Genomic DNA, 15,331 nt, shown 5'->3' with positions numbered 1-15,331 from the left:
TTTCTTCTTTCTTTCCCCACTATTTATCGGGTGAGCCGAAATATTTATTATTTGTAATAAATATATAAAAAATAAAGCGATGGCTTTCACAAGCAATCGCTCTATATCTTCAATAGGTATTAGTTTTTTAAGGTAAAAAGATTGTTTTCCGGATAACAGTTGCAAATATAACCACTTTTTTTATATTATCCAAGAAAAATCTTTTATTATTTTGATGTAATATTTCTGTGTGCCCACACATTATTAAAATTAACCTATTTTAAGTCTTTGTCGGGAAAATCGGATAAAATTCAGTCGTTTTCTTATAGTTTAAAAATACTTTCTTTGAACTTTTTAGTAATATATATTTGTTTTTATGAACCAAAAACTGTAATTTTGGCCATATGAAAAAAAATGTAATAAGTTATAGAAGGTTATTTTTAACTTTAATAGTATTGTTATCAGCCACAGTATCTGTTTTTGCACAGTATTCTAATAAGCGTGATTTTAGAGGCGCATGGATACAATGTGTGAACGGTCAGTTTATGGGTATGAGTACAAAACAGATGCAAGATACTTTGATCTCTCAACTCGACAGATTGAAAGAATGTGGGGTTAATGCTATTATATTTCAGGTTAGGCCAGAATGCGATGCTTTGTATGTAAGTAAGTATGAGCCTTGGAGCCGTTTTCTTACCGGTGTGCAAGGTAAAGCACCGTATCCGTTTTGGGATCCTTTGAACTGGATGATAGATCAGTGCCATAAGCGTGGCATGGAACTTCATGCCTGGATTAATCCCTTTAGAGCAAAGACAAAAACAACGAATCAACTTGCCTCAACTCATATAGCTATAAAACATCCTGAACTAGCTTTTGCCTATGATGGCCAGATGATACTTAATCCGGGTATTCCTGAAGCAAGAGATTATATAGTGGATGTCGTTAAAGATATTGTAAGCAGATATGATGTTGACGGATTGCATATAGATGATTACTTTTACCCTTATCCTGCTCCAGGGCAAACTATACGGGATGATGCTGAGTTTGCAAAATACAATAACGGCATTAAAAATAAAAATGATTGGAGACGTGATAATGTTAATGTCTTTATTAAACAGCTTTATGAAGCTATTCATGAAACCAAACCTTGGGTAAAGTTTGGTATATCTCCGTTTGGTATATATAGAAATAAAAAGAGTGACCCGTTGATAGGAAGTAAGACATCCGGACTTCAGAATTATGATGATTTATATGCTGATATATTAATGTGGGTTAATAACGGATGGGTAGATTATTGTGTGCCGCAGCTCTATTGGGAAATAGGACATAAAGCAGCTGATTATGAGACTTTAATCAAGTGGTGGAATAAATATGCAGGGAAAAGACATCTATATATTGGAGAGGATGTAATACGTACCGTAAAAAGTCCGGATTTGGTAAATAGAAGTATAAATCAAATGCCTGCCAAGCAAAAACTTCATAGGGAAATGAATAATGTGCAGGGTACGGTTCTGTGGTATGCCAAGGCGGTAACGGATAATGTTGGCAATTATGGCTCAATGTTGAAAAATGTATATTGGAAGTATCCTGCGCTCGTTCCGCAGATGAAATATATAGACGGAAAGGCACCTAAAAAAGTCAGAAAGATGAAGTTTCTGGCATTTGAGGACGGAATTGTACTGTTCTGGAAGGCTCCTAAAGGCAAAGATTGGTCAAACAAGGCCGTAAAGTATGTCGTATACAAATTTGTTAAAGGTGAAAAAATAAATATTGATGATCCTTCAAAAATAGTTGCAATAACTTCTGACGAGTTCTATAAAATACCGGCTAGTGCGATTAAACCTGGTGAAAAGCACTATTATGTTGTGACTGCTTTAGATAGATTGAGTAATGAAAGTAAACCGCGTAAGAAATCAATAAGATATTAAATAAGATGAAAACAACAGAATCAACAATAGTTCAGTTAAAGAGGTTCTTTAATAAAGTTTCTCAAAAATTCCCGAGTACAGAAGAACCGGTTATAATGACGGATATTCATTTGAGTGTTTCTCAGGATACCGGTGAGCTTCTTGCTTTTGATGATAATGACAATGAAATCACTCGTTGTGTTGTTGATCAATGGATTAATTGTAAAGAACAGGATTTTTATATAAATATAGCAGGTGTATTGCGTGATGTTCTTAAACAGATGGGTGATGTTGTTGATTGCTTGTCGATACTGAAGCCATATAGTTTTATTTTGGAAAATGATGACAGAGAACATTTTGCAGAGCTGTATCTTGTCGACAGTGATATAAGAATAATTGGAGGTGATTTGATGAATGGTCTTGATGACGATTTGAATAAATTTCTTGATAACCTGTTAAAAGAATAGGTTAGTCGACTTCTTTTACACTTTTCCCTTTTTGCAGAAAATCTTCATTTTTGTTTGCTGTTTGAAAATATAGTATTATTTTTGCATTTGCAAACTCGAGTTTGCAAATTATAGGTAAAAACATGAAAAATGAAATAAGGCATTTAGGGGTTGTCGATACTGTTGATGTCGGATTGATAAAAGTACGTATAACCCAGACATCAGCATGCTCGTCGTGTAAGATGTCCGGTAATTGCAACGCTTCTGAAAGCAAAGAGAAGGTGGTTGATGTATATTGTGATAATCACTATGGTTTGAAAACTGGTGACAATGTTATTGTTATTGCATCTCAGCGTACGGGCTTTTTAGCAGTTTTGTTGAGTTCTGTGATTCCTTTGATTATACTTGTTGCTGTTCTGGCCATTGCTTTTGTTGTTACACAAAGTGAAATTTCAGCGGCGTTGTTCAGCTTATGTTCGCTCATACCTTATTATGTTATTTTATACTGTATGAGAGAGAAAATACGAGTTAAATTGTCGTTTCATATTGATCCGTTGAGTGTAAGTACATTCGGCGATAACGGGTTGAAATTATAATTACTAACTAAAACAAATACAAAACTTATGAATTTTATTTTAATTGCAGTAATTGTACTTGGCGGTATTGCGTTAATATCAGCTGTGATATTGTACGTATGCTCTAAGAAGTTTGCTGTTCATGAAGATCCCCGCATAGGGCAGGTGTCTGCCATTTTGCCAGGAGCTAATTGCGGAGGATGTGGTTATCCGGGATGTTCCGGTATGGCTAGTGCGTTAGTTAAGGGAGCTGATGCAGGCTCTATTGACGGACTATTCTGTCCTGTTGGCGGTTCCGATGTTATGGGGCAAGTTGCTGATTTATTAGGTATGGCTGTTGCAAACACAGAGCCTAAGGTTGCAGTTGTCCGTTGTAACGGAACATGCGAGTTGCGTCCTCGTATTGCAGTTTATGATGGCTTAAAAACATGTACGGCTGTAAATTCTTGCGGTGCGGGCGAGACTGGCTGCGGATATGGTTGCCTGGGCTGTGGCGATTGCGTCAATGCTTGCGCTTTTGGTGCAATTACAATGAATCAGGAAACAGGACTTCCTGAAGTTGATGAGGAAAAATGTACTTCATGTGGAGCCTGCGTAAAAGCTTGTCCTCGTAATATTATTGAGCTTCGTAAAAAGGGAATAAAGAATCGCCGCGTATATGTCCGTTGTGTAAACAAGGATAAGGGTGCCATTGCCATGAAGACATGTAAGGCTGCGTGTATCGGTTGTGGCAAATGCGAAAAGGAATGTAAGTTTGATGCAATAAAAATAGAAAATAATCTTTCTTATATTGACCCTGAAAAATGCCGCTTGTGCCGCAAGTGTGTTGAAGCATGTCCTACACATGCCATTGTTGCAGTGAATTTCCCTGCTCCTAAAGTACGTACAGAAACATCTGGACAGAATGTGGAAAGTGTAGCTTCTTCAGAAAAAGTTAACCCTAGTGTAGAATCAAAACAGAAGGAGATAAAGGAATGAAATTGAGAACATTTAGAATAGGCGGTATACATCCGGAGGAAAATAAATTGTCATCAGAGGTCGTTACCTCTGTAGCAAAATTGCCTCAGCAGGCCATATTCCCTTTGTCACAGCATATTGGTGCACCGGCAAAACCTGTCGTAAAGAAAGGTGATAAGGTTAAGGTGGGAACTTTAATTGCTGAAGCCGGAGGCTTCGTTTCAGCTCCGATCTTTTCTTCTGTATCAGGAACTGTGCTGAAGGTTGAAAGTGCCATAGATGCAACGGGTTACCGTAAACCTTCAATTATTATTAAGGTTGAAGGTGATGAATGGGAAGAAAGTATTGACCGTTCTGATAAGTTGGAGCTTCTTTCAGCTCATCCGGAACTTACGCCTGAAGAGATTGTTGATCGTATTAAGAAAGCCGGAGTTACAGGTATGGGAGGAGCCGGTTTCCCTACATTTATAAAATTATGTCCTCCTCCTACAGCTAAAGCTGAATGTGTTATCCTGAACGGAGTGGAGTGTGAGCCTTATATCACATCTGACTACAGGCTTATGATGGAGCATGCAGATGAGATTCTTGTGGGACTTGATTTGCTTATGAAAGCCGCAAAGGTTGATAAAGGCTATATCGGTATTGAGGAAAACAAGCCAAAAGCTATTGAATTGTTTGAACAAAAGACGGCTTCAAATCCGAACATAGAAATTGTTCCGTTGGCAAAGAAATATCCTCAAGGCGGAGAAAAGCAGCTTGTTGATGCAGTTATTCGTCGCCAGGTTCCTGCACCTCCTGCAATTCCTGTTAATGTAGGAGCAATTGTGCAGAATGTAGGTACGGCTTATGCTGTATATCAGGCAGTAATGAAAAACAAGCCTTTATTTGAAAGATATACAACCGTTACGGGTAAGAAACTGGCTCATCCGGCAAACTTCCTTGTGCGTATGGGTACTCCAATGATTGATTTAATTAATGAGTGTGGAGGAATGCCTGAAGGCGACAATAAACTGTTGGCTGGAGGACCAATGATGGGAAAAGCCCTTACTTCAGTTGAAGTGCCTATCTGTAAAGGAACTAATAGTGTTACGATACTTAGTGGAAATGACGCTAAGCGCAAAGCTCCTCAGCCTTGTATCAGATGTGCAAAGTGTGTAAGTGCATGTCCTATGGGGCTTGAGCCGTATCTTCTTGCTACTGCTAGTGCTAAGCATGATTGGGAGAAAGTAGAGGCTGCCGGTGTAACGTCTTGTATTGAGTGCGGTTCATGTCAGTTTACATGTCCTGCTCACCGTCCTATGCTTGATAATATACGTTTGGGCAAGACTACAGTTATGGGCATAATCAGAGCCCGCAGCGCAAAAAAACTAAATCCATTTTATCTGATTGTATTTTTCTTTTAGATGAATAATGGCAAAAATTAATTTAAAACGATGAGCAAATTAATAGTATCATTATCGCCACATGCGCATGGAACAGATAGCGTTGAGCGCAATATGTATGGCGTGATAATAGCATTGTTACCCGCATTGCTGGTATCATTTTTGTATTTCGGAATAGGTTCGGTTGTTGTATGTGCATCTAGTGTGGCAGCCTGTATGTTCTTTGAGTGGGCCATCACTAAATATATAATGAAAAAAGAGCCTACGCTAACTGACGGATCGGCAATTCTAACAGGTCTGTTGTTGGGATTCAACCTTCCGTCTAACCTTCCGGTTTGGATAATTATTATTGGTGCCTTAGTGGCTATTGGTATCGGCAAGATGACATTTGGCGGATTAGGATGTAATCCTTTCAATCCGGCTTTGGTCGGCCGTTGTTTCTTGTTGGTGTCTTTCCCGGCACAGATGACATCGTGGCCTGTTGCTGGTCAGCTTACAAGTTATGTTGACGCCCAAACAGGAGCAACTCCTTTGAGTATAATGAAAGAAGCAATAAAATCAGGCGATCCGACTGTACTTGACAGACTTCCTGATTCAGTTTCACTGCTTTTGGGTAATCCCGGTATAAATCATGGAGCCGGAACCATTGGCGAGATCTGTGCTTTGGCCCTTATCATAGGTTTGATTTATATGCTTTGGAAGAAAATCATAACATGGCATATACCTGTAAGCATCTTGGCTACGGTTTTTGTTTTCTGTGGCTTGTTGCATGTTGCCAATCCTATTTATGCTAACCCCGTTGCAGAATTGTTAACTGGAGGACTTATGCTTGGAGCAATATTTATGGCTACTGATTATGTGACGTCTCCAATGACTCATAAAGGACAGATTATCTATGGTATAGCCATCGGCGCTTTGACTGTTATAATCAGAAATTGGGGCTCATATCCGGAAGGAATGTCTTTCGCAATTCTGATTATGAATGCGTTCACTCCGCTAATAAATGCATATGTTAAACCAAAGCGTTTTGGAGAAATTGTAAAGGAGGATAAAAAATGAAAAAGTTAGAATCGTCAATAACAAATATGGTGCTTGTCCTTGTTGGTGTGGCACTTATTACAGGCGGAATTCTTGCGTATGTAAACCATATAACAGAGGCACCGATAAAACTTCAGGCAGAGAAAACTCTTGCTGATGGTATTAAAGCCGTTATGGGGGGTGTTCAGCTTTCAGTAGCAGAAAACGACACTATAAAACAGACTATAAAAGGCAAGGAAGCTGTATTTGTAATTCATAAGACAGTTGATTCAAATAAACAAGATTTAGGAGTGGCAGTTGAAAGTACCACCGGTGGTTTTGGCGGCGACCTGAAAGTATTGGTTGGTTTTGATAAAGACGGTAATATCTTAGGATATACTATACTTCAACATGCAGAAACCCCAGGACTGGGAGCTAAAGCAGACAAGTGGTTCCAAAAGGATGGTAAGGGAAGCATCATAGGCAAGAATCCAAATAAAGACAACCTTACTGTGAAAAAAGACGGAGGTGATATAGATGCTATCACAGCTTCGACCATTACCAGCCGTGCTTTCCTGCTTGCTGTTACCCAGGCTTACAACGCCTATAAGTCAGGCCATGTAGATGCTAATACATCGGCTACAGGGCATTATGAAAAATAATTGTATTTAAATGTAGATAATTATGAATTACTTAAAAATATTAACAAATGGTATAGTCAAGGAGAATCCTACCTTCGTACTTCTTCTTGGTATGTGTCCTACATTGGCAACCACAACATCTGCTATAAATGGTCTGTCAATGGGATTAGCCACAATGTTTGTGCTTATATGCTCAAACCTGGTAATATCTTTGATAAAGAATCTGACTCCAGATATGGTTCGCATTCCGGTGTTTATTGTTGTGATTGCATCGTTTGTAACTATACTTCAGATGATAATGCAAGCTTTTGTTCCGACGATTTACGCTACTCTGGGTCTTTATATACCTTTGATTGTTGTTAACTGTATCATACTTGGACGTGCTGAAGCTTTTGCTTGCAGCCATGGACCTGTAGAAAGTTTGTTCGATGGTTTAGGTATGGGTCTTGGATTCAGTATTGCGCTTACATTGCTTGGCGCTGTACGCGAAATTCTTGGAGCCGGTTCTATCTTTGGAATCGTGCTGCTGCCGGAGACAAGCAACATGCTTCTTTTCATTCTGCCTCCTGGAGCATTTATAACTTTGGGATATCTTATTGCAATTGTAAACAGATTTAAGAAAGCGTAAATTATGGAATATTTATTGATTTTTATATCAGCAATATTTGTGAACAACATCGTGTTGTCACAGTTCTTGGGAATATGTCCGTTCCTAGGCGTGTCTCAAAAGGTATCCACTTCACTTGGAATGGGAGCGGCTGTTGCTTTTGTGCTTACACTTGCAACGATTGTAACTTATCTGGTGCAGATATATTTGCTTGACCCATTTGGTTTGCAGTATCTACAGACAATAACCTTTATATTGGTTATCGCAGCCTTAGTACAGATGGTTGAGATTATTCTTAAGAAAGTTTCTCCTGCTCTTTATCAGGCGTTGGGTATCTTCTTGCCTCTTATCACCACTAACTGTGCTGTGTTGGGTGTGGCTATTCTTGTTATTCAGAAAGACTTTTCGTTGATACAGAGCGTTGTTTATGCATTTTCTACGGCGTTGGGATTTGCTTTGGCATTGGTCGTATTTGCTGGAATACGAGAGCAACTGTCAATGGTGAATATCCCTAAAGGTATGCGAGGCATGGCCATTGTACTTGTTACGGCAGGCCTTTTAAGCTTGGCTTTCTTGGGATTCTCTGGAGTAGATACAGGCTTAAGGACGTTATTTGGACTTGATTGAAGATAAAACTATGTATGTTTAGGAGGAGTAAAGATAAAATTGTTTTTATAAATAATTTATCTCTATTCCTCCTTGTTTTTTATAAAGTGATTGAATTAAAAACTTAGAAATAATGCATCTAGATAATAAAGTAGTTTGACGTGTATATTATTTATTGTTGTAGTATGTAAACAATTTGAACTATGGTCGTAATTGTCGGAATACTTTAAAAGTTTAATTAATTTCATTCCTAACTCACGTAAACAATGAAGAATTTTATGTGCATCAACTCGCGTCATGTATTATGTTTGCAGCTAGGCATCATTATATCTCTTTTCCTTTTTTTGTGCCAATACAAATTAAGGCAATGACTTTTGGAAAAGATTATTTTAATTTGGTGAAGAATACATTGAAAGTCCCTACAGATGATGTAATGAAAAAGGCTGATGAATATTTTGAGAAAAATAGTCTAGACACAGCTTTTATTTATTATTTGGTGTTATGTAAGCGTGCAGATATTGATTTACCAAATGAAGAAAGACAGCAGTGTGCTATAGCTTTTCTGAAAAAAGGTAATATTTTATATATGAAGGGATCATATGCAGATGCACTTAATTCGTATTTTACAGGATTGAGGATATATAAGGAAGGTAATGGAAAACGCGAAATATCAAGATTCTATAATAATATTGGAACCATTTTTTGCTTGTATGGAGATTTTGGCAATGGACTTGGATATTACAAAAAGGCATACAACTTAAGCCGTAAGTATAAAGATGCCATAAATGAATATAAAGTACTTGCCAACATTACGATGATGACAGCAAGGTTAGGAAAAACCAAAGAAGCCCGAAAATACCACAAGCTATTGATTAAATTTAAGAAATCTAAAGATAAAGAGTGTGTATTTATGTGGAAGTTTTGTATGGGAATGATACTTTATTCGGAAAAAAATAGTATTCAGGCAATACAGGTATTAAAAGAAGCCGTTGACTATGCACAAAAAAACAATCTTACTCCACAATATATTTGTTCAAGCTATCAAATGTTGTATAAAAGTTATTCTGCTCTTAAAGATGACAGAATGATGTTAAAATACATACGTTTGTATAAAGAGGCAGCTGAAAAATATGGGATAATGCATTCTTGTCTTAGCGTGTATATGGATTATGCTGATTATTATGACTCCGTCAAAGATTATAAATTGGCTAATCATTATATGAAATTATACCTTGACACAAAAGATTCTATACTTAATTTTCAGGAGTTTGAAACCATAAAAAACCAACAGTTTGTTTATGAGATGGCAAAATATGATGAATATATTTCAAATTTACATGAACGTGAGAAAGAGCGCATGGCGACAATTTCAACACAAAGGAATTTTATCTTTGTCATAACAGTTGTGGTCTTGGTAGTTAGTGTATTGCTTATAATAGTTTACAGGCAAAAAAAGAGTATAGATAAAAGCTATAATAATTTGTTTGTTGTAAATCGTGATTTTATTAAAAATCAGAATGTGCTCAGAGTTCGAATGCATGAGTCTATGGCAAGGCAAAAAGAGTTAGAGGCGGAAGTTGAGCGTATGAGAAAAACAATTGACAATGGAGTATGCAGCAGAAATGAAGAAATAATTAAATGTGATTCAGATACATGTGATGACAATGTAGAAAAAGTAAGAAATGCTAGCATGAGGATGAGTGGAGATATGCGTAATAAACTTCTAGATGCAATTATAGATATAATGGAAAATACTACAGAATTTTGTAATTATGATTTTTCGCTTTTACGTTTGTCTACACTTGTTGGATCTAACAGTAAGTATGTCTCAATGGTAATTAATGATAATTTCCAAAAAAGTTTTAAAACATACGTCAATGAATATCGCATACATTTGGCTTGCCTAAGAATGTCTGATACTGAGAATTATGGTTCTTTTACGCTCAATGCCATTGCTGAAAGTGTTGGATTTAAGTCATACAGCGCATTTGTTGATGTCTTTAAGAAGACTGTTGGTATAACTCCCTCTTTGTATAAGGAAAAACTTAGAAAAGAATAGTATGTTGTTGGGTTTAAGTCATCTGTTTCATGAAAAAGAATTCTTGTTTTTATTGAAACGGATGACTTAATTCTTTTTCTTATTCTATTTCGCGAATCCGAATAAACTTGATTTGTTTTATTAAAAATTACGACATATTTTTGCTCAGGATTTTTAATAAGATCTGTTCTGAACAGAAACCATTATTGAAAGCAGAAAAGGGAAGCAGCCACCCTCACTGTTTAAATAATTATATTTTTAACATAAAGTTAATAGCGGCTGGAAAAGAAATATACAAATTAAATGCGTATGAATAACGTTTTGATATTATTATTTACATTTCAATCATAATTGTAATATGGTCTAGCCCATATCATATTATTTTTTGAGAATAATATATGGCTATTGGTGATTGAAAAAGTAGTTCTTATAAATTGATTTATTATTATGAATATGTTAAATCCTTTTTAACTTAAATGAGACGTATGAAACACAATTTTTTTTACGCTTTTATTGTGGCAATGATGCTTTCTATAGTATCGCCAGCACAGAACACCCCTACATATAGAAAACTTAACGGATATGCATTTTCTATTTTATCGGGAAATGGAAAATATGCAATACAGAATGAAGAATCTGGTAAGAAAACCATTATTTATAACACCACCGATGAAATAATGCAGGAATTTGACGGTGTTATTTGTAATAGCGCTACTCCTGAAGGTATATTTGTTGGGCAGTCAGAATTCACGTTTCCTGCAGTTGCTATAGATGGACATTGGGAAAAACTTCCTTATCCAGATGACCCTGATGTCATTTCTGGAACAGCATGGGATATTACTGATGACGGAACGATGATTTGCGGTGCTATTACATACAAGAATATTGACGATAATCCTTATGCAATAGGAACAATACGTAAGCCGTGTATCTGGGAAAGGCAAGAAGACGGAACATATAAAGTTTCTTTGCTGAAATTTCCTTTGCTTGATCCTACCCATTTACAAGTTCAGGCAGTAGATGCTATAGTATGCAGCAATAGCTATATAGGTGGACGTGTAATAGACTGGTCTGGATACAGAAACTATTGTATAGCTTGGAAAAAAGATAAAGATGGAATATGGCAGTATAATGAATTTGGACTGGACATAATTTATAAAGAAGGTGTGAAGATTCCAACGTCAAGGCCAGTTCAGCCAATTACAGTTGATGCGGCTAAATATTTTACGGCTGAAGATTCTGTTAAATATTTGGAGGATATAGAGAAATATGAGAATGGAGAAATAAGTAAAAATCCTATATACTATAAACAGTATTATATTACAGATATTGACTCGATGGCCGCTTATTCTGAGGCTGTACATGAATATCAGGAAATATTGGCTGATTATAATAAGAGATTGAAATTATATAGCGATTCTCTTGATTCGGCTTTAACAGGAGATGGATTTGATGTGTTCACGATAACCAAGGCACAAAATGGCATCCGTATGATGCTTACTTATCAGTGGAAGAAGGATGAACGTGATCGTGACTCATCTCCTGCGTATTTCAATCTTGAAAATGGTAGATTTACCTCGTACAAAGAGCTTTACGGATTGCCAACAGGGCTAACCATGAATGATGCCATGTTCTATGCTGCACCGGTAGAATCTCCTATGAGAACAACTAATGTTTATGATATAAGGAGTAATAAAGAAGAAACTTTTCATGAATGGATAAAAGAGCAAACTAATGGCATTATAGATATAGAACCAGAATATGATTCATGTGAGAAAGACACTACTTTAATGGGAAGCATAAGGTCCTCAGATAATGGAAACATTCTTCTTGGTTTTTATATAAATGCAGACCGTAAAAGATATAGTTATATTATTAATCTTGGAAAGGATAATGTAAAGACTGATGCTCCGAAAGACTTGACTTTGGAACATGGCTATTCTACTCTGAATTTGTCTTGGAAAGACCCGGCTGGTGTTCGCGAACTAGGATATAGTACAAAAGAAATTAAAGATGGCGAAGGTATTGGTGATGAAGGCAAACCTTTTATAGGAGCAATACAATTTACACCTAAAGACCTTTCGGAATGTGTTGGTGAATATCTCAACTCCTTGACTTTCTATTCGAACAGAAAGTATAATGGTGAAGACCGTGTAGAAACAAAATTGAGTCTTGTCGTTTTTGAAAATAATAAAATGGTTGTAAACCAACCCATAGAACATTTTACTGAAAATGCATGGAATACAGTTGCTCTTGACGAACCTTTGATTATTAAAGAAAATACATCGTTGCAGGTTGGCATTAAGGTTGTTCAGCATGATATCAATGAGCATCCTCTAGGAGTTTGCCTATATAGTGAAGACAGCGGTAAGAGTGATTTGTTCACAGAAGACGATGGTAAGACGTGGGATAGACTTTTTACTAACGGATTTATGAGAAGGTGGCATATTTTTGCAAACATTGCTGCTGATAAAACAGCTGAAAAAGATCTCGGTATAGAAGGATATAAATTGTATTTCAATGGTGAACTCTATGTAGATGATATGATAAAGACACAGAATGTGTCAATAGACATTCCTGAAGATGAATACGGCTCATTTGTTGTTACTGCAATGTATAAGAATGGCATTGAGTCTGAAAATTCTAATGATGCATATTGGGAATTATCAGGAATTGGTACTGTTGAATCAGAAACTGGAAGTTGGGGACGAGTAGATAATGGTATTTTGTATCTTAACAAACCTTTTAAAACAGTTGCGATCTATAGTGTATCAGGAACATTGGTAAGTAGTTGTTCTGGCAGAACGGAGGTAAATCTTTCAAACGTTCCAGAAGGCGTTTATGTAGTTGTACTTACTGGTGAAAATGGTAAAGAAGTATATAAAATAAAGATTTAAATTTGCTCGAATAATTGAATTGTTAAAAGCGATTGACGAAATATATTCTGTGGATTTGTGTTTCGTCAATCGTTTTTTTTGAATATTTTATGTACCCCAATCAGACATTAAAGTATAATGTTTAATTATAAGTAGATTGATGTTTCTATGGTCGTCTAGGTCTGCTTATTTTTTAGATAGTCAACTATATTTGCAAAAATTCGAACGGCAGTCCGCTTAATATAAGACAGAAATTCTTTTGCATCCAAGTGTTCCTAAATTAAACAGATGTTTACGTCGATAATAATTGTGGAAATAGTAATTTCTTAATATAAGGATCATAATGTTGAAGTATTACATACGCAGATTGGTTATATTATAATATAAGCGAGTTTATTATGTGACAATTCTTATAAGGTGAACATCAACCTTTCAACTACTAAAAGGCTATGTAAATATTGAAAGACAAAAAGTGAAAGTAAAAGGAGTAGATTATGTTTGTGTTTTCTCTTTTGTATAATTAGTTTTGATGAAAATGTAATTGAAAAGGCATATGTATGTTTCAAATCATTAACCTATTGTTTTTGTATCGTAAATGGGTCGTTTTTAATACAAAAGTGACCCGATTATGATATGAAAATCAATGTTTTTTTATGGCTAATCTTGCAAATAAGGTAGGCTGCAATTAGTATGCGTTCTTAAAGCATTGTTTATCTTTTACTATTTTCAGACAATCTTTTATGTTTTTATTTTGTTGCTGAAAATGAATATTTAAAGTTGAGCATTTTTGTCTCATGGAGATATATGCCGTTTTCATATGTCTTTATATAGGCGTAAGCGGTGTTGTCTGAAGATGTGTGTGAATAGTCAAATTTCCAATATAAATTTTGAGTTGTCAAATAATGGATGTATGATATAGTGACGGATAAATTTATTTGAGTTAAAAATAATCAAATGTTATCTATACAGCGAAAAATAATATAACTTTGTCTTCAGTTATTTGTTTATATAAATCTAAAAAACATAAGCCCATACATAGGGTTTAGTATAGGTAATTTGTTAATTCTTATTTTAAAAAGATGAAACATACAATTTTAGTAACAGGAGGTACTGGATTTATCGGTTCTCATACCACAGTAGAGTTGCAGCAGGCCGGATATAATGTGGTAATAGTTGATAATTTGTCTAATTCTAAGCCGGAGGTGGTTGACGGAATAGAAAAAATCACAGGTATTCGTCCGGCTTTTGAGCAAGTTGACTGTTGTGACTTAGCTGCAATGGATAAGGTCTTTTCTAAATATGGAGATATTAGCGGAATAATACATTTTGCTGCAAGTAAAGCCGTTGGTGAAAGTGTGCAGAAACCGTTGCTGTATTATAGAAATAATATAACAAGTTTGCTTAATTTGCTTGAATTAATGCCTGCACACAATGTAAAGGGACTTATCTTTTCTTCAAGTTGCACGGTATATGGTCAGCCTTCGCCGGAGAATCTGCCTGTAACAGAAGAAGCTCCTATACAGAAGGCCTTGAGTCCTTATGGCAACACAAAGCAGATTAATGAGGAAATAATTCAGGATTTCATTCATAGCGGAGCACCTGTTAAGTCTGTTATTTTGAGATACTTTAATCCTATAGGAGCACATCCGTCAGCTCTTATTGGCGAATTGCCAAATGGCGTTCCAATGAATCTTATTCCTTTTGTGACACAGACGGCTATTGGCATCAGAGGACAGTTAAAGATTTTTGGCAACGACTATAATACTCCTGACGGAACATGTATTCGCGATTACATCTATGTAGTAGATCTTGCAAAGGCACATGTTAAGGCAATGGAGAGAGTGCTTGATAATCCTTCTACGGATGCCGTTGAGATATTTAATATAGGTACAGGTAAAGGCGTAAGTACTCTTGAAGTTGTTGAAGGATTTGAAAAGGCTACAGGTGTTAAGGTTAATTGGGAATATGCGCCTCGTCGTGAGGGTGATATAGAGAAAGTTTGGGCTGATCCGGCTAAAGCTAACAATGTCTTGGGGTGGAAAGCTGAGACCGGCTTAGAGGAGACTCTGCGTTCTGCCTGGAAATGGCAGTTGAAGCTTAGGGAAGACGGAGTTCAATAATTGACATTAGCAATAAACGTATATTATATTTATATCTGCCTGTAAAAAATAATTTTATGGGCAGATAATTTTTTATACTAAATTGGTTATTTTTATTCTGTAGTCTTTTTGAATTTTTATCGTGTAAATTACAATAAAAATTAGGAGTTTATTTATTGTTTCCTTTTGCTATAATATGCA

The 15,331-nt window shown here is 36.0% G+C and carries 12 protein-coding genes; all 12 read left to right on the top strand.

Features of this window, described 5'->3' with window-relative positions; genetic code table 11:
• Window positions 1-383: 383 nt before the first annotated feature.
• The 12 genes from ACU52_RS12785 (at window position 384) to galE (ending at window position 15,151) form a co-directional block, all read left to right on the top strand.
• Entirely contained in the window at window positions 384-1,907 is a 1,524-nt protein-coding gene (locus tag ACU52_RS12785; protein ID WP_053399065.1) for a glycoside hydrolase family 10-like protein, read from the top strand.
• Window positions 1,908-1,912: 5 nt separating this feature from the next.
• Complete coding sequence (locus ACU52_RS12780) at window positions 1,913-2,353, top strand: hypothetical protein (protein ID WP_053399064.1); 441 nt, start codon at window positions 1,913-1,915, stop codon at window positions 2,351-2,353.
• A 122-nt stretch (window positions 2,354-2,475) separates the two neighbouring features.
• Complete coding sequence (locus tag ACU52_RS12775; protein WP_053399063.1) at window positions 2,476-2,928, top strand: SoxR reducing system RseC family protein; 453 nt, start codon at window positions 2,476-2,478, stop codon at window positions 2,926-2,928.
• Between the two features lie 27 nt (window positions 2,929-2,955).
• Window positions 2,956-3,885 carry a Fe-S cluster domain-containing protein gene (locus ACU52_RS12770; protein ID WP_053399062.1) on the top strand — a complete coding sequence of 310 codons (930 nt, stop codon included), beginning with the start codon at window positions 2,956-2,958 and terminating at the stop codon, window positions 3,883-3,885.
• Window positions 3,882-5,267: an electron transport complex subunit RsxC gene (gene rsxC / locus ACU52_RS12765; RefSeq protein ID WP_053399061.1), complete on the top strand. Its 1,386-nt coding sequence runs from the start codon at window positions 3,882-3,884 to the stop codon at window positions 5,265-5,267. Before ACU52_RS12770 ends, rsxC begins: the two co-directional genes overlap by 4 nt.
• 30 nt (window positions 5,268-5,297) lie before the next feature.
• Window positions 5,298-6,305 carry an RnfABCDGE type electron transport complex subunit D gene (locus ACU52_RS12760; protein WP_021855617.1) on the top strand — a complete coding sequence of 336 codons (1,008 nt, stop codon included), beginning with the start codon at window positions 5,298-5,300 and terminating at the stop codon, window positions 6,303-6,305.
• Window positions 6,302-6,925, top strand: coding sequence for an RnfABCDGE type electron transport complex subunit G (locus ACU52_RS12755; protein ID WP_021855618.1), 624 nt, complete (start codon window positions 6,302-6,304; stop codon window positions 6,923-6,925). The genes ACU52_RS12760 and ACU52_RS12755 overlap by 4 nt, the downstream gene beginning before the upstream one ends.
• A 22-nt stretch (window positions 6,926-6,947) precedes the next feature.
• Complete coding sequence (gene rsxE / locus ACU52_RS12750) at window positions 6,948-7,532, top strand: electron transport complex subunit RsxE (protein WP_021855619.1); 585 nt, start codon at window positions 6,948-6,950, stop codon at window positions 7,530-7,532.
• 3 nt (window positions 7,533-7,535) lie between these two features.
• The gene (gene rsxA, locus ACU52_RS12745; protein ID WP_021855620.1) at window positions 7,536-8,138 is read left to right on the top strand and encodes an electron transport complex subunit RsxA; all 603 of its coding nucleotides are present in this window, start codon (window positions 7,536-7,538) and stop codon (window positions 8,136-8,138) included.
• Window positions 8,139-8,484: 346 nt separating this feature from the next.
• Entirely contained in the window at window positions 8,485-10,176 is a 1,692-nt protein-coding gene (locus ACU52_RS12740; RefSeq protein ID WP_162207782.1) for a helix-turn-helix domain-containing protein, read from the top strand.
• 464 nt (window positions 10,177-10,640) lie between these two features.
• Window positions 10,641-13,052: a T9SS type A sorting domain-containing protein gene (locus ACU52_RS12735; protein ID WP_162207781.1), complete on the top strand. Its 2,412-nt coding sequence runs from the start codon at window positions 10,641-10,643 to the stop codon at window positions 13,050-13,052.
• A gap of 1,058 nt (window positions 13,053-14,110) precedes the next feature.
• The gene (gene galE / locus ACU52_RS12730; RefSeq protein WP_021855621.1) at window positions 14,111-15,151 is read left to right on the top strand and encodes a UDP-glucose 4-epimerase GalE; all 1,041 of its coding nucleotides are present in this window, start codon (window positions 14,111-14,113) and stop codon (window positions 15,149-15,151) included.
• The last annotated feature ends 180 nt before the right edge of the window (window positions 15,152-15,331 follow it).

It is taken from the genome of Xylanibacter rarus (assembly GCF_001275135.1).
Taxonomy (GTDB): domain Bacteria; phylum Bacteroidota; class Bacteroidia; order Bacteroidales; family Bacteroidaceae; genus Prevotella; species Prevotella rara.
Note: the sequence above shows the minus strand (reverse complement) of the source record. Positions and strands in the feature narration are given on the sequence as shown.